Below are 20,920 nucleotides of genomic sequence, written 5' to 3'. Positions count from 1 at the left end.
CTCGAAATCAACGCTTAAACCGGCGGCAACCGCCACTCGATCGGTGTCTCGCCATTCTGCTCCAGAAACTTGTTGGTCCGGCTGAAGTGCCCGCAACCGAGGAAGCCGCGATAGGCCGACAGCGGTGACGGGTGCACCGAGGTCAACACCAGGTGCTTGGTGGCATCGATCAGCTTCTGTTTGCTCTGGGCATGGGCGCCCCACAGCATGAACACCAGGTGCGGCTGCTGCTGGCTGACCACTTCAATGACCCGATCGGTGAAAAACTGCCAGCCCTTGTCCTTGTGCGCATTGGCATTGGCGCGCTCGACGGTCATGGTGGTGTTGAGCATCAACACGCCCTGGTCGGCCCAGCTCTGCAGGTAGCCGTGGTTGGGGATGTCGATGTTCAGGTCGCGCTTGAGTTCTTTATAGATGTTCACCAGCGACGGCGGCGCCGGCACGCCGGGTTGCACCGAGAAGCACAAGCCATGGGCCTGGCCCGGGCCGTGATAAGGATCCTGACCGAGGATCACCACCTTGACCTTGTCCAGAGGTGTGGAATTGAGCGCGTTGAAAATCATCGGCCCCGGCGGATAGATCTCCTTGCCGGCCGCCCGCTCCTGTTGCAGGAAGTTTCGCAACTCTGCCATGTAGGGCTGGTCGAATTCGGCACGCAGGGCCTCCTTCCAGCTCGGTTCGAGTTTGATACGGTCGTCAGCAGTCATGGTTACATCCGGCAAAAACAATGGGGCGAACCCTAGGAAAGCGCATCACGCTTGTCAATTGATCTGACGCGGATCCGGCACTTTCCCACACAGCGATCATACTTAACCCTCAAATTCCCGATCGAGGTCACGATGAATCTGCACTTCGAAGAACTCACCGGCACCGACGGCGCCCGCATCGGCGTCGCCAGCCTGGATGCCGAAAAATCCCTGAACGCCCTGTCCCTGCCGATGATCAACGCCCTGCGCGACCGTATGGAAGCCTGGGCCAAGGACCCGCAAATCGTCTGCGTCCTGTTGCGCGGCAATGGTGCCAAGGCCTTTTGTGCCGGGGGTGAAGTGCGCAGCCTGGTGGAGGCCTGTCGCGCCCATCCGGGCGAAGTGCCGCCACTGGCTGCGCAGTTTTTTGCAGCGGAATATCGCCTGGACTTCAAACTTCACACCTACCCGAAACCGCTGATCTGCTGGGGCCATGGCTATGTGCTCGGCGGTGGCATGGGGTTGTTGCAAGGCGCAGGCATTCGTATCGTCACGCCGAGCAGCCGCCTGGCGATGCCGGAGATCAGCATCGGCCTGTATCCGGACGTTGGCGGCAGTTGGTTTCTGGCGCGTCTGCCCGGCAAGCTCGGGTTGTTCCTCGGCCTGACCGGTGCGCACATGAACGGCCGCGATGCCATCGACCTGGGCCTGGCCGATCGTTTCCTGCTCGATGAGCAGCAGTCGGAATTGATCGACGGACTGCTGCAGTTGAACTGGCAGGAACAGACACCCATGCAGCTCAATAGCCTGCTCAAGGCCTTGCAGCAGGAAGCCGCGGCGCAGATGCCCGAAGCCCAGTGGTTGCCACGCCGCCAGCAGATCGACGAATTGCTGGACGTCAGCGACGTGCGTTGCGCCTGGAAAGCCATCAGTGCCTTGCGCGATCACACCGATCTATTACTGAGCCGCGCGGCCAGGACCCTGAGTGAAGGCTCGCCGCTGACCGCCCATCTGGTGTGGGAGCAGATCATCCGTGCCAGGTATCTGTCGCTGGCCGAAGTCTTTCAGATGGAATACACCTTGAGCCTCAACTGCTGTCGTCATCCGGAATTCAGCGAAGGCGTACGAGCCAGGTTGATCGACAAAGACCAGAAGCCGCACTGGCACTGGCCGGACATCAACAACGTGCCCGGCGCCGTAGTAGAGGCACATTTCCGCAAGGCGTGGGAAGGTCGACATCCGCTGGCGGATCTGTCCGGATACTGAAAACTAGCGGTGTTTGCCCCACCCGCTGCGATAACCACGCCCGTCGTGACCGCGATAGTCGTTGTTCCAGCCCCCGCGGTTACGGCTGTCCCAGCCATGGTTCTGATGCATGCGGTAGTCGCCCCGCGACGGCTGATAGTAACGAGGGGCCGACTGGTAATGGCGCGACGGCTGATACATGCGCGGCTGCGAGTAATAGCGTGACGGTTGATATATGCGCGGCTGAGAGTAATAGCGCGGTGTCGGCTGGTAATACCGAGCTGGTGGGACGTAGTACCGGGGCGCCGGCGTGTAGTAACCGTTGGAGTAGTAGGAGCTCCCTCCGGCGTAATGAGTGGGCGCCGGCGAGGTATAGACTTCGGAACTGTAGTAACTGCCGCCTTCATCGTAATAAGGCACGCACCCACCCAGGGACAATCCCGACACAGCAAGCAGAAGCGTTCGGCGCAGCTTTTCTCGACAGAGCATGGCGGCCTCCTGGACCGCGGGTAAACCTCACCAGCGACGCTGGCAGGCGGCAGCCAAATGTTCGGTGACTGTCGAAATATCAGACATCGAATTCAGAATCCGGTGCGCCTCTGAAACAAGTAGAAACATCTGCCCGATAAAAGGTTTTTCATCCATTCACCGGCTGATTAACGGTGGCCACCGTGATAGCCACCACCGTGATAGCCGTGACCACCGTAATACCCGTGGCCACGGTAGTAGCCATGCCCACCGTAGTAATAGCTGCGATAACCACCGTAATAACGCGGCCCGTAGTAACCGTAGTAATAGGGCGAGTAGTAGCCGGGGTAGTAATAAGATCCGCCGTAGACGTCGGCAGGACCGTCGTAGTAGTAGCAACCAGACAATCCGAGACCGAGCACTAAACCAAACAACAATCGACGTAACATGGCGGCCTCCGTAAAGACCTGTGACAGCAGTCGGCACAGACCGGCTGACACCTGTTTTGACTGGTAAATCGCTGCCAAGTGCAACACTGCCTCCACCTTCTGATCAGCGGCGGACAGGTTCCGATGCAGTGCAACCGCTTCGCGACCCAACGGGGGGAGGCGAGCCCCTCGCCACAAAGGCTCACTCCCAAACAAGCCCCAGGCGAGATTCACTGCCATTGGCGGTGTACATGGAGCAGTTATTTCCCCGCAGTACCCTTACAATGCCTGCCATCGGATGATTGCCAATGGAACTGCCATGCCGCTTCGCTCGCCGCTGTATTCTCAACGCTCGTTGGTCCTCACGCTGGTCGCATTGCTGGGCGCAGGCTTTCTCGCTACCTCCTTTCTCAGTTACTACGCCTCCCGGGCATCGATCCGCGACACCATCGTCAACACCGAACTGCCGCTGACGTCGGACACCGTCTACTCGGAAATCCAGAAAGACCTGGTCAGGCCGATCCTGATTTCCTCGATGATGGCCCGCGACACCTTCATGCGCGATTGGGTGGTCAACGGTGAAAAGGATTCCGACAAGATGACCCGTTACCTCAACGAGGTCATGACCCACTATGGTGCCTACACCGCGTTCTTCGTCTCCAACACCAGCCTGACCTACTACCACGCCAAGGGTGTGCTCAAACAGGTCAAGGCCACCGAACCCCGCGACGCCTGGTACTTTCGCGTGCGCGACATGAAGGATCCGTACGAGATCAACGTCGACCCGGACCTCGCCAACAAGGACAACCTGACCTTCTTCATCAACTACAAGGTCTACGACTACAACGACCGGTTCATCGGCGCGGCCGGGGTCGGCCTGACCGTCGACGCCGTGATCAAGCTGATCGACAAATACCAGCAGCGTTATCAGCGCAGCGTGTATTTCGTCGACAGCTTCGGACGCCTGGTGCTCACCGGCGCCGAAGGGGGTCCGCAGGGTGCGCGCATCGGGCAGAAACTCGGCGAACTCGACAGCATGAAAGACCTGGTCAGCCGCCTGCCCAAACCCCACAGCGGCAGTTATGAGTACTCCGTGCAGGGCCAGGGACATTTCCTCAACGCGCGGTTCATCCCCGAGCTGAACTGGTACCTGTTCGTCGACAAACGCGAAGACAGCGCCCTCGGTGAAATCCGCCAGTCGCTGTACCTCAACCTGCTGATCTGCCTGCTGGTCACGTTGATCGTGCTGGTGCTGCTCAACCGGGTGATCAAACGCTTCCAGGACAGGATCCAGGCCCAGGCCACCCTCGACAGCCTGACCGAACTGCCCAACCGTCGTGGCTTCGACCTGCTGGCCGCGCAGGCCATGCAGGAGTCCCGGCGCGAGCCCAAGCCACTGACGGCGCTGTTGCTGGACCTGGACCACTTCAAGGCGCTGAACGACACCTACGGCCACCTGGCCGGAGACCAGGTGCTGATCGGTTTCGCCCGGGATCTGGAAAGCTGCCTGCGGCATTCCGACATCGTCTGCCGCTGGGGCGGAGAAGAGTTCATCGTGTTGCTCAAGGACACCGACGGCAAGACCGGTCTGATGATTGCCGAGAAAATTCGCCAGCACGTGGAACAACAGCACTATGCCTACAACGACAAAGCCTTGCGACTGACCGTGAGCATTGGCTTGACCACCCTGCAGCCCGACGACACCTTGCACAGCTTGCTGTCGCGGGCGGATCATGCAATGTATCGGGCCAAGCAAAGTGGCCGTAACCGAACCTGCGTGGAAATGCCCCACTCCGTCCATGAACCAGCCTGACCTCTGCCCTGCCTGCGGCGCCCCCAATGACTGCACCCTGGCCGACCCTCGAACAGCCGACCGCGCCTGCTGGTGCTACGGCGTCAGCATCGACCCGGCCGTGCTCCAGGCACTGCCGGCTGAACTGCGCAACGCCTCGTGCCTGTGCCCACGCTGTGCCGAAGTCGAGGCGCAGTTGCAAGCAGCGTCCGAATCGATCGAGTAAGATGCGCGCCCCTTACTTCACTGATCCTTGAGTCATGCGCGTCGACCGCTTCCTCAGCAACCTGCCGTGCTTCAACCGTAAGCAGGTACGCCTGTTGCTGGTGGAAAAGCGCGTCCGGATTGACGGAAAAGTCGTCTGCGACCCGCACAGCGAAGTCCGCGAATTCAGCCGCGTCGAAGTCGACAGCGAGGTGCTGCAAGTCGGCAAACCCCTGCGCCACTTCATGCTGCACAAACCCGCTGGTTGCGTCAGCGCCACCAAAGACCCGCAGCACCCGACCGTACTCGATTTGATCCACGAGCCGGACAAGGACGAACTGCACATCGCCGGACGCCTGGATTTCAACACCACCGGCCTGATGCTGATCACCAATGACGGCAGTTGGTCGCGGCGCCTGACCCAACCGCAGACCAAGCTGCCCAAGGTCTACTACGTCGAAACCGAGCAGGCCATCGGCCCCGAATACGCGATCAAGTTCAGCGAAGGGCTGTACTTCGCCTTCGAAGACCTCGTCACGCAACCGGCCAGGCTGGAGCTGCTCGGGGCAAAGTGTGCACGCCTGAGCATCGTCGAGGGCCGCTATCACCAGGTCAAACGCATGTTCGGCCACTTCAATAACAAGGTGATGCGCCTGCATCGCGAGCGCATGGGGCTGCTGGTGCTCGACGAGGCGTTGAAACCGGGCGAGTACCGCCCTCTGACCGATGAAGAGATCGGATTGATCTAAGCACGCGACCACCGAGCAGAAGTTGTCGAACAATTTATCGAAGACACTTGCGCGATGACGTGACCCCTGCTTGAATCAGGACGTCGGCCGAAATGTGACCGATGAGTCACCCCATACTTCTAAGAAACTTTTTGCCGGCAGGAACCCTGGGTTCCGGCCTCATCCGGCAGACTGCCCGCCAATAACAATACCCGTCGACCGGACTGCAATGGATCGACATGGGCCTCTCAATTTCCAGGCGTATGCCTACCTGTCACAAAGCTCGTGCAATCTCTTTTGCACGCATACACGCTTGCCAGGAGTCTTATGACATGAGGCCAGAAATCGCTGTGCTGGATATACAGGGTCAGTATCGGGTTTACACGGAGTTCTATCGCGCAGACGCCGCAGAAAAGACCATTATTCTGGTCAACGGCTCAATGGCCACGACTGCGTCGTTTGCACAAACCGTGAAAAACCTCCATCCGCAGTTCAACGTCGTCTGCTACGACCAACCCTACGCGGGCCGGTCAAAAGCCCACAACCTGCACGAAAAAATGCTCACCAAGGAAATCGAAGGGCAGATCATCCTTGAGCTGATCGACCACTTCGCCGCCGAACACGTGCTGTCGTTTTCCTGGGGTGGCGCGGCGACCATGATGGCGTTGTCGCAACGGCCACGGCGCATCGAAAAAGCCGTGATCAGCTCGTTCTCCCCGGTGATCAACGCGCACATGCTCGATTACCTCGAACGCGGCGTCGAACACCTCGGCAACCTCGACCGCGACCGGGTCGGCCACCTGGTGAACGACACCATCGGCAAACACCTGCCGTCGTTGTTCAAGCGCTTCAACTATCGCCACGTCAGCTCCCTGGCCGAACACGAGTACGGGCAGATGCACTTCCACATCAACGACGTGCTGCACAGCGACCGCCAGTGCTACCTCATGCACGCGGCGAAGAAAATCGAAGTGCCCGTGCTGTTCCTCAACGGCGAATGGGACGAATACACCGCCGCCGACGACGCCAGGTTGTTCGCCAACCACGTTCAACACAGCACCTTCAGTACCATTCAGGCCGCCGGCCACTTTCTCGACATGGAACACAAAGCCGCCTGCCGGGACAGCCGCAACGCACTGTTGGATTTCCTGAAACCTGCGCAATACGAAAGCCGACCGCGTTACCAATACGTCCAGGACCACCATGCATTGGCAAGCTGAAAAAGAGTCATCGCGAGCAAGCCCTGCCCTGCTGAATCAAACGTATTGCGCAGGTACAAGGCTTGCCCGCGATCGACCGTCATGGGGTCGAGGCTTTACTGCTACATCTGCGTCAAACCCGCCCCACGCAAAGAAAAACTTCAAATCGCCGGCCGTATCTGGTACAAAGTCAGCGCTCTGAGCGGGTGTCGTATAATGGCATTACTCCAGCTTCCCAAGCTGATAACGAGGGTTCGATTCCCTTCACCCGCTCCACTCGAATTTTGGTCTCACGTCAGGATGGTTTTGACGGGGGATGCAGAGACAGAAAAAACCGGCCTTGATGGCCGGTTTTTTTATGCCTGAAATTCGAGTGTCACGTGTTCACAGCAAAACCTCGCAATACACAAAACAGGTAATGACAGGCTTACCCAAAGCCTTTGCCACAGCCCCCTCCTAGACTCGAAGCCTATCGTTTTCCCACCGAACCCAGGAAGGTTTGGTAGGTATAGTGTTGATAACAAAATTTCAGTAGGTATAGTAACCACAAGCACACCACAAGGAGGTGATGTGAATAGCCGATTTTTGATAAGCCAACTCGTTGCGGACGGCTGGTATCTGGTGCGAATCAGAGGCAGCCATCATCACTTCAAGCATCCGACCAAACCGGGGCTGGTGACTGTTCCCCACCCGAAGAAAGATCTGCTCAAGAAAACGGCCATCAGTATTTTGCAACAGGCGCTGCTCTGAGGAGCCCGATGCGCTACGTCCGTGGAGGACAATCAACATGCTGTACCCAATTGCAATTTCAATGGGCGACGAAAAACACGCCTGGGGCGTGGAAGTTCCTGACATTCCAGGGTGCTTTTCCGCTGGGGAAGACCTGGATGACGCGATGGCCATGGCGCGGGAAGCCATCGAGGGCCACTTCGAGATTCTGGCCGAAGACGGTTCGCCGATTCCCCCTGCCAATAAAGTGACCTTGCACGCAGCCAACCCCAAATATGCGGGGTGTGCGTGGGCACTGGTGGACATCGACGTCACCAAATACCTGGGCAAGGCCCAGAAGCTGAACATCACGCTGCCTGGCTACCTGCTCAACCGGATTGATGAATACGTACTGCACCACCCGGAAGAGAAAAGCCGTTCGGGTTTTCTGGCCTCGGCGGCACTCAAGGTGCTGCAACAGGGCTAAAAACATTGCTTTTTGAGATGAACAAGCCGGTCCCAAGTGGCCGGTTTTTTTATGGGCGAGATTTGATGAAGGGCCTGTCGAAGTCAGTGCAAAGACCCACGTTTAAAGGTCCAACGGAGATCAACACTAGAAAAAGCAACGTCCTACACGACACTGGGAATTGTCCGTACACTTGCGCATTGCTGTGCCTTTGTCATGAGACCTATAGTCCGAGCGCGCCAAAATGGCGTATCGGGTTTGGCGACTCGGTCACAACGGTACAGAAGGCTCCGAGCATTTCTCGGAGCACTTTTGATCACGCTTGGCTGCTTTTTTCGGTAGCTGTGCGTGGGAGACCTTCGGGTCTGCCGGTTTTACCATTGTCCGGTTCGCCAACCCGCGTACAGCTACCACCCTATTGTTTGGCGACGATTGAGTGGTAGGTCTTCCACCTACAATTGGTACTCACTCATGAAAGAATTCATGGCTTTAACCAGCAACGCCGACGACCTCCCCTCCCTCTACGTCAACACCACCCAACCCCTGCACTCCCTGCTCAGCACAGCCATCTACAGAATTCGCGCCGTAACTCAGCTTCTTGAAAACCTGGCGATGCGTGGCGATCTGAGTTCTGACACTGTTGTGCTCAGCGATTTTGCGTTGTTGTGCTGTGTGCCCTTGCGTGACGGATGTGATGTTTTGGATGTGATTGCTCGCCGCATGGACGCAGAACCGGCCTGACGCAAGCCTCACTGGATCGGCGATTGCATGACACAGGGACAGATTACGTCCTGTCCCTGTTTCCCATCAGCGGGTGGCAACGATAAACAGTCGCGGGAACGGCAACAGCACCGAACCATCGGCCAACGCCGGATACGCCCGCTCTACAGCCGCCTGATACTGCTTCAGATACTGCGCCCGTTCCGCCTCGTCCAAGGGATCGAGGAACGGCCGCAAGCCGCTGCCCTTGAACCACTCCACCACGCCAGAGGCACCGCCCGTGAGCGGATGATGGTAGGTGGTGCGCCACACATCGACGCGGCTGCAACAGGCTTTGAGGATCGAGTAGTAACCGCTGGCACTGCCCATTTCCGTGCGCTGCCCGGCAGCGCCTGCCAGTTTGCCTGCCCATGGACCGTCAGCGGCCACTTCGCGCATCAAGCGGTGTGAAGGCTCATTGAGGTTGTCGGGCATCTGGATCGCGAGGCTGCCACCCGGTGCCAGTTTGCTGACCAGCGAAGGCAGCAACGCTGCGTGATCAGGCAGCCACTGCAATACCGCGTTGGCGAATATCAGGTCGAACGGGCCGTTATCGTTCCAGGTGTCGATAGCGGCGATGTCGAACCGCACCTGCGGCAGGCGCTTGCGCGCGGCGTCGATCATGTCGCTCGAACTGTCCAACCCTCGGACCGTGGCGTTGGCAAAACGCTCGACCAGCAACTCGGTGGAGTTACCGGGGCCGCAACCGATATCGATGGCCGAACGCACATCCCCGGCGGGGATGGCCGCCAGCAGGTCTCGGGCGGGACGAGTGCGTTCTTCTTCGAAAGCGACGTACTGTTTGGCGGACCAAGTCATTGCGTTCTCCTGTCGGTGTGTTGTCCTCGGGTCACTACGATACCGCAGCGAGCAAGGCCAAAGGTTCCTGATGGTGTTCCTGATCCAGAACACGCAGAACCGTGACACCGACATTTTGCATCTGAAGGTCGATGAGTTGTTACGGGTGACGAAAGAGGCGCAGAACGCCATGCTGGGTCTTGAAGCCCTTGATCTCAAGGAACTGGAAAAGCTGAGAAAGCACTATCGCAGCCTTGGCGAAGGCCTGACCATTGACCTGGACGGCACCGTCGTCCAGGAAAAGGGTCGGCAAAATCTGAATAACTGCTGATGATCAGCTTCTGGCCTGCAACGCCTTGGCCATTTGCAGATGATTTTGCAATTTTGGCAGGGTTTCTTCGGCAAACGCCTTGATCTGCGGCACGTCGGTGGTTTGAACGACTTGCTGCAATTGATCGATGGTTTCCTGCGTGGTCTTCACCTGACTGGCCGTGTAAGCCTCATCGAAGGTTGCCCCATCCATGACTTGTGGCATCAGGGCTTTGGCCTTTTCGACAATCACTTCCCGCGGGGCTACAGGCAAATCCAGTTGTTTGGCGATTTTCGCCAGGTGCTGGTTGGCGGTGGTGCGGTCATTGATGACGACAATGGTGTAGTCCTTGACTTCCCTGGACTCGGATTTCTGGTGCGCCAGGCGACTGGCCTCGATGTCGGCCATGCCTTGGGCCGAAGCCTCGTCGATGAATTCGGCGGGGGACTGGGCAAAGGTGCCGCTGGCAAACAGGCCCAGTAATGTGGCAATACTGGCATTACATAATCGGGTGGCCATCCGGTTCATGGTCGCGCCCTCCTCTTCAAATTCAAACGGGAGCTTTCGCCCCCGCCTCTCAATCAAAACCACCTGCATCCGTTAGTGGGATTTCTGACCGCCCTTGCGGCCCATGTCGGGTTTCGCCGGGTCTTTATCGACGGTCGTGGTGGTGGTTTTCCCACCCTTGCGACCAGCTTCAGAAGCCTTCGTTCGATCGTTGGCGAAGTTTCCCGAGTTCGAGTTTCTTGAATTAGGCATGATTCTCTACCTCATTGGTGGTAGTCGCGGCGAGCTTGCGCCCGCATAGAATCTGAATTTGCGCGTTCCAAAAGGTTTAGAGAAATGCGTGGTCAGCACGACGAACGGCGCCCGGACTTTCAGACCAGTCGCAGGTGATTCTCGCGTTTGGCGCAGTACATCGCCTCGTCGGCATGCCGGAACAGCTGCTTCTCTTCGATGCCGTGATCGGGAAATCGGGCGACGCCGATACTTGGCTGGATGTTCAGGTTGAGGCCATCCAGCCGCAGGGGCTGGGCCAGGACCTGACGCACTTTCTCGACCACGATGTCGGTATCGTCCGCCGCATGAATGCTGTGCAGCAGCACCACGAATTCATCGCCGCCAATGCGGGCCACTGTGTCGGTTTCCCGCACGCAGCCCTTGAGCCGGTTGGCCACTGCTTGCAGCAGCATGTCGCCGACCGCATGGCCGTGGGTGTCGTTGACTTGCTTGAAGCGGTCGAGGTCGACATACAACAGCGCCATGTATCCGCCGTCTTCCCGGGCCACTTGCAGTGAGGCTTTGAGCCGGTCACGCAGCAGCTCGCGGTTGGGCAACTGGGTCAACTGGTCGTACTGGGCCATGTGTTGCAGGCGGGCATGCAATTGCTTGCGCTCGATGGCGGTCGCGACCTGGGCGCAGACGTATTGCAGCAGTTCCTTGTCTTGCTCCGTGTAGCGCTCGCCGCCCGGAATGCTTTTGACGATCAACGCGCCGATGGTGCCGTTTTGCGAGTTCAGCGGCACCCCCAGCCAACAGGGTGCGTTGTGCTCGGTCTGCAGCATTTCGAAACCGGCAGGAAGCGTGCACTGGTCTGGGGTCAACAGGATTGGCTGCGCCGTGCGGATCACTTCGGCGCACAGGTGCCCGGTCATGGTTCCGGGCTGTTCGGGCTGTGGCTCGTGGTCATCGACGTGATACGGAAAATTCAGCTGCGCGCAGTGCTCGTCGTACAGCGCCACGGAAAAATTCAGTGCCGGCAGCCATTCGCCGATGATCATGTGGATGCGCTTGAACAACGCCAGCAGATCCTCCGCCGCGTGAGCCGCTTCGGAAATCGCATACAACGCGGCCTGTCGGGATTCGGCCTGCTTGCGCTCGGTGATGTCGCGGGCCACGGCGATGCGCAACTGGTCGACCTCGGACCAGCGCGCCGACCAGAGGATGTGCACCACGCGACCATCCTTGCGCAGGTAGCGGTTTTCGAAGTTGAGCTTGGGTTCGCCCCCCATGATTTCCCGGGCCGCGTCGAGGGTGCGCTGGCGATCGCCCGGATGCACCATATCGATCATCGGCCGACCGATCATCTCATCGGCGCTGTAACCGAAAACACGCTCGCATGCCGCACTGACAAAGACGAAGCGGCCCTGCTTGTCCACCGCACAAACGGCATCCAGCAACAGATCGATATAGCTCGCCAGTGGCGCGGAATTCCGGTTTTCCATGGTTTAGCGTGGGTGCCCCGATAATGCAGCGCTCATCAATCATCCCTGCCCGTTCGGTGTTGCATCCTTGCCATCACATTCAAGCCTTGTTCGGCATCAGCCCCGGCAACGCATGGACCAGCGCGTTGATGGCAAAACCGATGAACATCACCCCGCACAGCCGGGTTATTGCCAGTTCATGTCGCTGGTACAAGGTGCGCACTCGCCGCGCACCGACGATGCCGATGAGAATAGCGTAGGCAAGCGATCCACCGACGAAGCTCAGAACGATCAGCGCTGGCAGCATCGACCAGTTGAGCAGTTCCGCACGGCTCGCCAACAGCGCCGTGAACGTCGCCACCGCCACCGGATAGGCCTTGGGATTGGTCAAGCCAAACACAATGCCGTGCCAGAACGGCTGCCGCGCCGGACCCTGCGGCGCATCACCATTGCCGCGCCGGGCGCGCACCGCACGCCAGCCGAGCCAGAACAGGTACAGGCCGCTGAGCACGCCGAGCACGTCGAACGCGGTACTGCCGATCTCCCGCGCCCCGACAATCGCGACCAGCGCCGTGCTGCACCACACCACATCGCCGAGCAAATGCCCGCACAGAAACCCCGCCCCGGCTCGCCGCCCGTGGGCCGCGCCAATGCCGAACACCGCCAGCACACCCGGTCCCGGGGTGATGCCATAGATAAAACCCGAGGCAAGCACGGCCATTAGCAACGATGGGGTCATGGGATTTCCTTTTGAACGGCTTGGTTAATGGTCGCCAGTCTATATCAGGTCATTGCCTGTAGACTGAAACATCTCGACAGACGAACGGACTGGTCCCGCCTCCCTGATGACGGTGTAGTATGTTGTATTACAAACCACTACATCGAGACTACCATGTCAGTTATGTCCCTGCGCATACCAGACGAAATCGCCGAGACCCTCGCAAGTCTTTCGAAAGCAACGGGCCGCAGCAAATCATTTCTGGCCGTGGATGCGCTGCGTGAATACCTGGCCCGTGAAGCGTGGCAAATCGAGGAAATTCAGAAAGCCTTGAAAGAAGCCGATGAAGGTGACTTCGCGACACAAGAGGAAGTGAACGCAATTGCTGACAAGTGGACGGCAAATGCGCGTTGAGTGGTTGCGTACGGCATTAAAGAATCTGGATGACGAAGCCGCGTACATTGCTATCGAGAATCCAAAAGCGGCAGCGGATTTTGTCCTGGCAATTCTCGCCAGTGTCGATCACCTTGCCCGATTTCCAGCGACGGGTCGCGAAGGACGTTTGCCCGGTACCCGGGAATGGGTCATGCCTGATCGCCCCTATTTGATTCCCTACCGGGTTCGCCAGGGTCGGCTTCAGGTACTGCGCATCTTTCATACGCGTCGCCTGCCTCCTTCCACTTGGTAAAGGCCATTTAACCAAAGGCCTCTAGCGTTCGCCCCCCTCCCCAATCCTGCGACTCAGCCAGTTCAACGCCTGATCCCCACCCCGCCGTTTATGCCACGCCAACACAAAGGTGAACGATGGAATATCAAAAGGTGGCGGCACGACGATCAACGACTGTTCATCAATATCGCGCAGCCCACGCGAGGCCACCGTCAGGATCAGATCAGTGCCGCTGATGAGTTCCGGTGCAACGCTCCAGTGCGGCAGGCTGATGGCCACCCGGCGACGCTCGCGCAAAGCCGTCAGCGCCCGCTCGATTTCCGGGGTGCCACTGCCGCGCATCTCCAACAGAACGTGAGGTCGTGCCAGGTAGGTGGGCAGGTCGAGCACACCATCGGCGGGCAGGCTATTGCGGTCCACCAGGCAAGCGTAGTGCTCTTCGAACAGCGGCGTGCTGCGCAACTCATTGGGCATTTCCGGGAACACACCGGCGGCGACATCAATGTCACCGTTGAGCACCCCTTCGAGCATGCTTTCGCGGCTGCCATGGCTGATTTGCAGGTCGATGCCCGGCGCTTCGCGGCGCAAGGTTCGGATCAGTCCCGGCAGGATGATGGCGGCGCCATAGTCGGACATCGCCAGGCGGAAGGTGCGCCGGGCGGTCGCGGGATCGAAGGCGTTCGGCGCCAGCAGCGCTTGCACCTGGGCCAGGGCTTCAGCCAACGGAGCCACCAGTTCCAGCGCTCGCGAAGTGGGCACAAGACCGGCACCGGCGCGCACCAGCAGTGGGTCGCCAAGCAGATCGCGCAATCGCGCCAGCGCATGGCTGACCGCTGGCTGGCTCAAGTGCAGACGCTCGGCCGCCCGAGTCACGTGTTGCTCGGCAAGCAAGGCGTCGAGGATTACCAGCAAGTTGAGGTCGATGCGTCGAAGATCATTCATCTGCTGCATGTTCTGGATAACAAAACCGAATTTAAATCTGCGCGACGAATACCCTAGAGTCCAGCAAAACCTGTTGGAGATCGATCATGAGTACGTTGCAGTGGGCTGGCCTGATCGGGCTGGCGATGATTGCCGGGGCGGTGGTGCCGTTTCAGAGCGCGATCAACGTCAATCTCGGACGCGGGTTGGGCCATCCGTTGTGGGCGACACTCGCCTCGTTGCTGGTGAGTGTTGTGGTCTTGTTGCCGATCATCGTTGCGATGCGCTTGCCCCTGCCGTCACTGGCATTCATCAGCAAGGCGCCGCTGTGGATGTGGGCCGGGGGCGCCTTTGGCGTGTGTTTTATTTCCCTGGCATTGGTGCTGCTACCCAAGCTCGGAGCCGCGGGGTTCATGGCCTTGGCGCTGGCGGGGCAAGTGGTGGCGTCGTTGTTGCTGGATCACTTCGGCTGGTTTGGCTTGATGGAGCGGCAAGTCACCTTGCCCAAGGTGTTCGGGGTGCTGCTGTTGATGGCCGGGGTGGTGTTGATTCAATTCAGTGATTCTGCGGGAAAAGCGCTGACAGCGACTTCTTGAACATTAAAAGCTCACCGTCTCCGGCAGGTCCTGCGAGGATGCGTGGTCCGAACAGGAGCTGCCGAAGGCGGTGATCCTTTAAACCTTGTCGAGCGTGCGCAGCTTCTGCGGCAGCCCCCACAGCAACAGCGCAACCGCAATCAACGCACAGACACCAATGACATACAGCGCCGGCGTGGTGCTACCGGTGAGGTCCTTGATCCGGCCGACCATCACCGGGCTGACGATGCCGCCGAACTGGCCCAGGGTGTTGATCACCGCAATCCCGCCCGCCGCGCCCGCTCCGGCACCGGCCAGGAGTTTCGGCGGCAGGGTCCAGAAGCTCGGGATGGAGGCGATGATCCCGGCGCCGAGCAGGCCCAACGCGACAATCAGGAAGGTCGTGTGGCTGGCGAAGATTCCGGCGCAGAAGAACCCGACCGCACCGACCGCTACCAGTCCGGCGACGTACTTGCGCCGCTCGCCGGAAGCATCGGACAGGCGTCCGATCACCACCATGCTGATGGCACCGCAGATGTACGGAATGGCCGTCAGCAAGCCGATCATCACCGGACTGTCTGTCCCGGAGCTGCGGATCAACTGCGGTGCCCAGAAATTCAGGCCGTAGGACGCCACCTGGATCAGGAAATAGATCAGCCCCAAGGTCAGGAAGCCCGGGATCCGCAGTGCCGCGAGCAGCGAACCACCGCTCTTGTGCGGCTCATGCTGGGCGATGCGGCTGGCCAGCAGGGTCTTCTCCGAGGGCGTCAGCCAATGGGCGTCTTCGATGCGGTCCTTGAGTAAAGTCAGCACCAGCAAACCGAGGCCAATGCACGGCACGCCACCGAGCAGGAACAGCCAGTGCCAGCCACGCATTTGCAACACGCCGTCAAGGTGTTGCAGCACCAGGCCGGAGAACGGCGCGCCCACCAGGCCGGCGAACGCCGACGCCAGGAACAGCATCGAGGTGATGCGCCCGCGATAGTGCTGCGGGAACCACAGGGTCAGGTAATACAGCACGCCGGGGGCGAAGCCTGCCTCCATTGCACCGATCACGAAGCGCAGTACGTAGAACTGCCATTCGCTGTTGACGAACACCATGGCCGCCGTGGCCAGGCCCCAGGACATCATGATCCGGGCGATCCAGCGCCGGGCGCCGACCTTGTACAGCATCATGTTGCTCGGCACTTCGAAAATCACATAACCGACCACGAACAACCCGGCACCGAGGCCATAGGCGGTGTCGCTGAGGCTCAAGTCGGCCTGCAGTTGAAACTTGGCGAAGCTGATGTTGATGCGATCGAAAAAGGCGAACAGGTAGCAGACCATGATCAGCGGCATCAGGCGCCAGGCGACTTTGCTGACCAGGGCTTTTTCGGTGTCGTGGCTAACAGACGGGCTCGCGCTCGCCTCCAGTGCATTAAGGCTCATTGTGGTTCTCCAGGCGGACTTTCCGTGGGTGTCCGATTGTTTTTGTTGTCTGGTTGAGGTGCTTTTTACTGTAGGAGCGAGCCTGCTCGCGATGACTGCGTCACATCCATCATTGATGTCGACTGCCTCACCGCTATCGCGAGCGTGCTTGCTCCTACAGAGGGTTGGTTCAGGTGGGGATCGGGTGCAGATCGCAGTTGCGCCCGGCCTTGGCCAGTTGGCCCGGCACTTCGTGGCCCAACAGCACCGGCAGTCCTCGGGACAGTCTCAGTAACAACGGCAAATCGATGCCGGTGTGAATGCCGACTTCATCGCACAGGTTGACCAGGTCCTCGGTGCAGATGTTGCCCGACGCCCCCGGTGCAAACGGGCAACCACCGAGGCCGCCGAGGGCCGCGTCGAAGCGCCGGGCTCCGGCCTCGTAGGCGGCCAGCACGTTGCACAGGCCAAGGCCGCGGGTGTTGTGAAAGTGCAGGGTCAGGTCCGCCGGGGACACCCGCTGCAGCACCCGGCGTACAAGACGATCGACCTGGCGCGGGTTGGCCATGCCCGTGGTGTCGGCCAGGGTAACGCCCTGGATGCCGAGTTCCTGATAGGCCTCGACGATCTGCAGCACCCGATCCTCATCGATCTTGCCCTCGAACGGGCATCCGAAGGTGGTGGCGATGCTGCCGTTGAGTCGCACAGGGCTGTCGCCCACAAACTGCACGATCTCGCCGAACGCCGCCAACGAATCCTCACACCCCATGCGCATGTTCGCCAGATTGTGGGTCTGGCTGGCGGACATCACCAGGTTCAGCTCATCGGCGTGACAGGCCAGCGCCCGTTGCGCACCCTTGAGGTTGGGGATCAGCGCGACGTAGATCACTCCCGGCCGGCGATCGATGCCCTTGAACACCAGCTCGCCATCGCGCAACGCCGGAATGGCCTTGGGCGACACGAACGAACCGGCTTCGATGCGGCTGAATCCGGCCTGCGACAGTTGATCGATCAGGGCGATCTTGTCAGTGGTTTCAACCCAGGTCGGCTCGATTTGCAAGCCGTCGCGCGGGGACACTTCCTGCACGATCAGGCGATCGGAATAATCGGTGATCATTGCACCACTCCTTCGACTTTCAGGCGCTCGATGTCGGCAACGGTAAGGCCCAGTTGCGCGAGGATGCCGTCGGTGTGCTGGCCCAGGCCGGGGCCGGACCAGTTGACACCACCAGGGGTCTCGGACAGTTTCGGCACGATGCCCGGCATCTTCACCGTGGCGCCACCGGGCAGTTCGGCATTGAGCAGCATGTCCCGCGCCTGATAGTGCGGATCGGCGACGATGTCGGCCACCGAATAGATACGCCCGGCCGGGACTTCCGCGGCCTCCAGGGCGGCCAATACCTCATCGATGGGCAGGCTGCTGGTCCAGTGGGTAATGGCGGCGTCGAGCAGATTGCTTTTGGCTGCACGCCCGTCGTTGTGGGCGAATTCCGGGGCCTCGGCCAGGTCGGCGCGGCCGACGGTTTGCATCAGACGCTTGTAGATCGGATCGCTGTTGCCGGCAATCACCACGTAGGCGCCGTCGGCGGTCAGGTAGGTGTTGGACGGCGCGATTCCTGGCAAGGCACCGCCGCTGCGTTCACGCACATGGCCAAGCATGTCGTATTCCGGCACCAGGCTTTCCATGACGTTGAACACGCTTTCGGCCAGGGACACATCAACGATCTGCCCACCGCCTTGCCCGGTCTTGACCCTTAGCAGCGACATCAGCGCACCGATCACCGCATGCAGCGACGCCAGGGAGTCGCCAAGGCTCACGCCGACCCGCGCCGGTGGCGAACCGGGTGTGCCTGTGGTGTAGCGGATGCCGCCCATGGCTTCGCCTATGGCACCGAACCCCGGACGATCGCGGTACGGGCCCGTCTGGCCGTAGCCGGAAATGCGCACCAGCGTCAGGTTGGGATTGAGCGCGTGCAATACGTCCCAGCCGAGGCCGAGTTTCTCCAGGGCGCCGGGGCGCAGGTTTTCGATAAGCACATCGGCGCTGCTCGCCAGTTGCTTGACCAGCTCGATGCCTTCGGGGGATTTGAGGTTCAGCGCCAGGGACTTCTTGTTGCGCGATTGCAGGTACCACCACAGCGAGGTGCCTTCGTGCAGCTTGCGCCATTTGCGCAGGGGATCGCCCTGGCCCATGGCTTCGATCTTGATCACCTCGGCGCCGAACTCGGCCAGCATGCGCGCCGCAAACGGCGCGGCGATCAGCGTGCCGATCTCGATCACTTTGATCGCACTCAAGGGGGCAGTCATCGCGGGGTACCTCTTGTTCTTGGAATATGAGCCAAGGCTAGAGGACAGGGGGCTGGGGAATCCAACCTTCAGTTGGCAACGGGCGTTCGCGAAATGCGAACGCTCCAGGAGATTGTCGTGACCTCAGGGCCGCCTTCGCGAGCAGGCTCGCTCCCACAGGGGAATCGTGGCGATCACACATCCCCTGTAGGAGCGAGCAAGCTCGCGATGACGCCCGCCCATTCAACCGAGAACGATCAGGCTGTCCCACGCAAATGCTCAAACAACATCCGACTCACCGGCGACAGCAACGCCTCATCGCGCACCACCAGGATCAACGCCCGATCGGACCATTCGTCCGTCAACGGCACCGCGTGCAAACCCAGCGCCCGGCCAAACAACTCATAGGCGCGCTGCGGAAGAATGCCGATCCCCATATTGGCCTGGACCATGCGGCACATGGCGTCGAACCCTGGCACATGAATACGCACCCGCAGCACCTTGCCGGCCTCACGGGCTGCGGCGTGGGTACGCATGTTGATCGAACTGGCGGCATGCAGCCCTACGTAATCGCTCTGTAGCGTATCGGCGAAAGCCACGCTTGCACGGCTCGCCAAAGGATGATGCGGCGGCATCAGCACCACCAGTTTGTCCTGGCGATACAGCACGCTGTGCAGGCCCTTGATGTCACTGTCGATGGAACAGATCCCGAGGTCGGCCACACCGTCGAGCACACCCTGGATCACCCCGGCGCTGGGGCGCTCTTCGAGGTCGGTCTTGACCTGCGGATGACGTTCGGAAAAATCCCGCAGGTCCTCGGGCAAAAACTGAATGATCGCCGACAGGTTGGCGAGCATCCGCACATAGCCACGCACACCGTGGCTGTGCTCGCCGAGTTCCAGGCCCATTTTCTCGACGTTGAACAGCATCTGCCGGGCATGGTGCAGCAGGGTTTCACCGGCAGGCGTCAGCGACATGCCCTTGGCCTGGCGCACGAACAGGCTGATGCCCAGCGCCTCCTCCAGCTCCATCAAGCGCTTGCTCGCCGCCGAGACGGCAATCGCTTCGCGCGAAGCCGCACGGGTCAGCGTGCCTTCTTCATGGACGGCGACGAACAGTTGCAGAGTGATCAGGTCGAGACGGCGAATCAGGCTTTTTTGCAGCATCGGGTACTCGGCGAAGTCGGCTCGGGCAAAGTCGCAGCATAGCGTTCTTCGCCCGACTCGTGCCGTGGTCCGGGCACCCGGTCGTGATAAAGTCGCCGCCCACAGACCTTTTGCCGTGAGACGAAGAGCGCAATGAGCGATTTCCTGGATGTCGATGCCCAACTTGAAGACTGGAACGCCTTGCGCAGCAGCGCTTCGTTCAGCGGATTGCTGGTGGGCAACGGCGCCAGTCGCGCGGTGTGGGACGATTTCGGCTATGAGTCGCTGTTCGAAAATGCCCGCGCCGTTGAAGAAAAACCCCTGAGCCCGTCCGAACTGAGCGTATTCGATGCGCTGCAGACCCGCAGTTTCGAACAGGTACTGAGCGCCCTGAAAACCACCAGCCGGGTGAACAAGGCCCTGGCTGTGAGCTCTGCCGCACCACGCAATCGCTACTACGCGATCAAGGAAGCGCTGATCAACTCCGTACATGCGCTGCATATCCCGTGGCGGCTGGTGGTGCCTTCGACGCTGGCGACGATCAATCAGGAGCTGGCCAGCTATCGCACGGTATTCACCACCAATTACGACCTGCTCAACCACTGGGCCGTGCAACACCGGCCCGAGGCGATTACCGATCTGTTCCAGGGCGCCGAACCCGCTTTCGACCTGAGCGACACGGCCACCGACATAACCCGTTTGCTCTACCTGCACGGCGGTCTGCACCTGGTGCGCAACCAGGACGGCACGGCGCGCAAGTTGATGTCGACCGAGGGCACGCTGCTGGGCAATTTCGCCATCAACAACACGATCAAGACCCTCGACGACGTGCCGCTGTTCGTCAACGAAGGGCCGAGCGTGGACAAGCTCAAGACCATTCGCAGCTCCGACTACCTGTCGTTCTGCTACGCGCAATTACTCGGTCACGACCAGGCGCTGTGCATCTTCGGCCATGCATTGGGGGAGCAGGACAGCCACATCATCCACGCCTTGCGCCTGGCGAAACCGCAGGTGGTGGCGATCTCGATCTATCCACGCAGCAAGGCGTTCATCCAGCACCAGAAGCGGCATTACGCGAAGGTGTTCGAGGGCACGGGGGTTGAGTTGCGCTTTTTTGATTCCAGGAGCCATGCGTTGGGTGGCCCGAAGCTGTCGGTTCCAGTCGAAGTTTAGTACTGGCCGGTCTGACGCCTTCGCGAGCAG

At 60.1% G+C, this 20,920-nt stretch carries 25 protein-coding genes, 1 tRNA gene and 1 pseudogene; 14 read left to right on the top strand and 13 right to left on the bottom strand.

The annotated features are described in order from the left end of the window. Positions 1-14: 14 nt before the first annotated feature. Complete coding sequence (gene ung, locus CAG47_RS09695; protein ID WP_085724659.1) at positions 15-707, bottom strand: uracil-DNA glycosylase; 693 nt, start codon at positions 705-707, stop codon at positions 15-17. Positions 708-839: 132 nt separating this feature from the next. On the opposite strand from ung, the gene CAG47_RS09690 reads away from it, so the two are divergent. Beyond that, positions 840-1,952 (top strand): enoyl-CoA hydratase/isomerase family protein, encoded by a 1,113-nt coding sequence (locus CAG47_RS09690; RefSeq protein ID WP_085724658.1) that lies wholly within the window; start codon positions 840-842, stop codon positions 1,950-1,952. Positions 1,953-1,955: 3 nt separating this feature from the next. Here the strand turns inward: CAG47_RS09690 and CAG47_RS09685 are convergent, their stop codons facing one another. Beyond that, positions 1,956-2,420 (bottom strand): hypothetical protein, encoded by a 465-nt coding sequence (locus CAG47_RS09685; RefSeq protein ID WP_085724657.1) that lies wholly within the window; start codon positions 2,418-2,420, stop codon positions 1,956-1,958. A gap of 167 nt (positions 2,421-2,587) precedes the next feature. Continuing rightward, positions 2,588-2,848: a hypothetical protein gene (locus CAG47_RS09680; protein ID WP_085724738.1), complete on the bottom strand. Its 261-nt coding sequence runs from the start codon at positions 2,846-2,848 to the stop codon at positions 2,588-2,590. A gap of 298 nt (positions 2,849-3,146) precedes the next feature. Between CAG47_RS09680 and CAG47_RS09675 the strand changes: the two genes are divergently transcribed. The 8 genes from CAG47_RS09675 (at position 3,147) to CAG47_RS09640 (ending at position 8,665) form a co-directional block, all read left to right on the top strand. Continuing rightward, positions 3,147-4,640 carry a sensor domain-containing diguanylate cyclase gene (locus tag CAG47_RS09675; protein WP_085724656.1) on the top strand — a complete coding sequence of 498 codons (1,494 nt, stop codon included), beginning with the start codon at positions 3,147-3,149 and terminating at the stop codon, positions 4,638-4,640. Continuing rightward, positions 4,627-4,845, top strand: coding sequence for a cysteine-rich CWC family protein (locus tag CAG47_RS09670; RefSeq protein WP_085724655.1), 219 nt, complete (start codon positions 4,627-4,629; stop codon positions 4,843-4,845). Before CAG47_RS09675 ends, CAG47_RS09670 begins: the two co-directional genes overlap by 14 nt. A 34-nt stretch (positions 4,846-4,879) precedes the next feature. Continuing rightward, complete coding sequence (locus tag CAG47_RS09665) at positions 4,880-5,572, top strand: 16S rRNA pseudouridine(516) synthase (protein WP_085724654.1); 693 nt, start codon at positions 4,880-4,882, stop codon at positions 5,570-5,572. Positions 5,573-5,883: 311 nt separating this feature from the next. After that, complete coding sequence (locus CAG47_RS09660; protein ID WP_085724653.1) at positions 5,884-6,771, top strand: alpha/beta fold hydrolase; 888 nt, start codon at positions 5,884-5,886, stop codon at positions 6,769-6,771. Positions 6,772-6,952: 181 nt separating this feature from the next. Further along, a tRNA-Gly gene (locus CAG47_RS09655) sits at positions 6,953-7,026 on the top strand. Positions 7,027-7,320: 294 nt separating this feature from the next. After that, complete coding sequence (locus tag CAG47_RS09650) at positions 7,321-7,500, top strand: type II toxin-antitoxin system HicA family toxin (RefSeq protein ID WP_077184214.1); 180 nt, start codon at positions 7,321-7,323, stop codon at positions 7,498-7,500. 37 nt (positions 7,501-7,537) lie between these two features. Next, entirely contained in the window at positions 7,538-7,945 is a 408-nt protein-coding gene (locus CAG47_RS09645; RefSeq protein WP_085724652.1) for a type II toxin-antitoxin system HicB family antitoxin, read from the top strand. A gap of 450 nt (positions 7,946-8,395) precedes the next feature. Continuing rightward, a complete protein-coding gene (locus tag CAG47_RS09640) occupies positions 8,396-8,665 on the top strand; it encodes a short-chain dehydrogenase (RefSeq protein WP_085724651.1) in 270 nt (89 codons plus the stop codon). Positions 8,666-8,731: 66 nt separating this feature from the next. Here the strand turns inward: CAG47_RS09640 and tam are convergent, their stop codons facing one another. Continuing rightward, positions 8,732-9,502 carry a trans-aconitate 2-methyltransferase gene (tam, locus tag CAG47_RS09635; RefSeq protein WP_085724650.1) on the bottom strand — a complete coding sequence of 257 codons (771 nt, stop codon included), beginning with the start codon at positions 9,500-9,502 and terminating at the stop codon, positions 8,732-8,734. 64 nt (positions 9,503-9,566) lie between these two features. Between tam and CAG47_RS09630 the strand changes: the two are divergent. Next, positions 9,567-9,812: pseudogene (locus CAG47_RS09630) on the top strand (low affinity iron permease family protein); the annotation flags it as partial. A 3-nt stretch (positions 9,813-9,815) separates the two neighbouring features. Here CAG47_RS09630 and CAG47_RS09625 read toward each other — a convergent pair. The 4 genes from CAG47_RS09625 to CAG47_RS09610 form a co-directional block, all read right to left on the bottom strand. Beyond that, positions 9,816-10,319 (bottom strand): DUF4142 domain-containing protein, encoded by a 504-nt coding sequence (locus CAG47_RS09625; protein ID WP_085724649.1) that lies wholly within the window; start codon positions 10,317-10,319, stop codon positions 9,816-9,818. A gap of 72 nt (positions 10,320-10,391) precedes the next feature. Continuing rightward, entirely contained in the window at positions 10,392-10,550 is a 159-nt protein-coding gene (locus CAG47_RS09620) for a general stress protein (RefSeq protein WP_085724648.1), read from the bottom strand. 119 nt (positions 10,551-10,669) lie between these two features. Continuing rightward, on the bottom strand, positions 10,670-12,016 hold the full coding sequence (locus CAG47_RS09615; protein WP_085724647.1) for a bifunctional diguanylate cyclase/phosphodiesterase: 1,347 nt from the start codon (positions 12,014-12,016) through the stop codon (positions 10,670-10,672). 79 nt (positions 12,017-12,095) lie between these two features. Beyond that, a complete protein-coding gene (locus CAG47_RS09610; protein ID WP_085724646.1) occupies positions 12,096-12,734 on the bottom strand; it encodes a LysE family translocator in 639 nt (212 codons plus the stop codon). 153 nt (positions 12,735-12,887) lie between these two features. Here CAG47_RS09610 and CAG47_RS09605 point away from each other — a divergent pair, with 153 nt between their 5' ends. Continuing rightward, complete coding sequence (locus tag CAG47_RS09605; RefSeq protein ID WP_085724645.1) at positions 12,888-13,127, top strand: CopG family ribbon-helix-helix protein; 240 nt, start codon at positions 12,888-12,890, stop codon at positions 13,125-13,127. Then, positions 13,117-13,401, top strand: coding sequence for a type II toxin-antitoxin system RelE/ParE family toxin (locus CAG47_RS09600; RefSeq protein ID WP_085724644.1), 285 nt, complete (start codon positions 13,117-13,119; stop codon positions 13,399-13,401). Before CAG47_RS09605 ends, CAG47_RS09600 begins: the two co-directional genes overlap by 11 nt. Before the next feature lie 21 nt (positions 13,402-13,422). On the opposite strand, the gene CAG47_RS09595 is transcribed toward CAG47_RS09600, so the two are convergent. Then, a complete protein-coding gene (locus tag CAG47_RS09595; RefSeq protein ID WP_085724643.1) occupies positions 13,423-14,331 on the bottom strand; it encodes a LysR family transcriptional regulator in 909 nt (302 codons plus the stop codon). 77 nt (positions 14,332-14,408) lie between these two features. On the opposite strand from CAG47_RS09595, the gene CAG47_RS09590 reads away from it, so the two are divergent. Further along, complete coding sequence (locus CAG47_RS09590) at positions 14,409-14,897, top strand: DMT family transporter (protein WP_085724642.1); 489 nt, start codon at positions 14,409-14,411, stop codon at positions 14,895-14,897. A gap of 78 nt (positions 14,898-14,975) precedes the next feature. Here the strand turns inward: CAG47_RS09590 and CAG47_RS09585 are convergent, their stop codons facing one another. The 4 genes from CAG47_RS09585 to CAG47_RS09570 form a co-directional block, all read right to left on the bottom strand. Next, positions 14,976-16,307 carry an MFS transporter gene (locus CAG47_RS09585; RefSeq protein ID WP_085724641.1) on the bottom strand — a complete coding sequence of 444 codons (1,332 nt, stop codon included), beginning with the start codon at positions 16,305-16,307 and terminating at the stop codon, positions 14,976-14,978. A 169-nt stretch (positions 16,308-16,476) separates the two neighbouring features. Next, positions 16,477-17,403, bottom strand: coding sequence for a hydroxymethylglutaryl-CoA lyase (locus tag CAG47_RS09580; RefSeq protein ID WP_085724640.1), 927 nt, complete (start codon positions 17,401-17,403; stop codon positions 16,477-16,479). Continuing rightward, a complete protein-coding gene (locus tag CAG47_RS09575) occupies positions 17,400-18,593 on the bottom strand; it encodes a CaiB/BaiF CoA-transferase family protein (RefSeq protein WP_085724639.1) in 1,194 nt (397 codons plus the stop codon). The genes CAG47_RS09580 and CAG47_RS09575 overlap by 4 nt, the downstream gene beginning before the upstream one ends. 236 nt (positions 18,594-18,829) lie before the next feature. Beyond that, a complete protein-coding gene (locus tag CAG47_RS09570) occupies positions 18,830-19,738 on the bottom strand; it encodes a LysR family transcriptional regulator (RefSeq protein WP_085724638.1) in 909 nt (302 codons plus the stop codon). 132 nt (positions 19,739-19,870) lie between these two features. Here CAG47_RS09570 and CAG47_RS09565 point away from each other — a divergent pair, with 132 nt between their 5' ends. Next, complete coding sequence (locus tag CAG47_RS09565; protein WP_085724637.1) at positions 19,871-20,890, top strand: DUF4917 family protein; 1,020 nt, start codon at positions 19,871-19,873, stop codon at positions 20,888-20,890. Positions 20,891-20,920 lie beyond the last annotated feature (30 nt).

Source organism: Pseudomonas sp. R37(2017) (genome assembly GCF_002113375.1).
GTDB lineage: Bacteria > Pseudomonadota > Gammaproteobacteria > Pseudomonadales > Pseudomonadaceae > Aquipseudomonas.
Note: the sequence above shows the minus strand (reverse complement) of the source record. Positions and strands in the feature narration are given on the sequence as shown.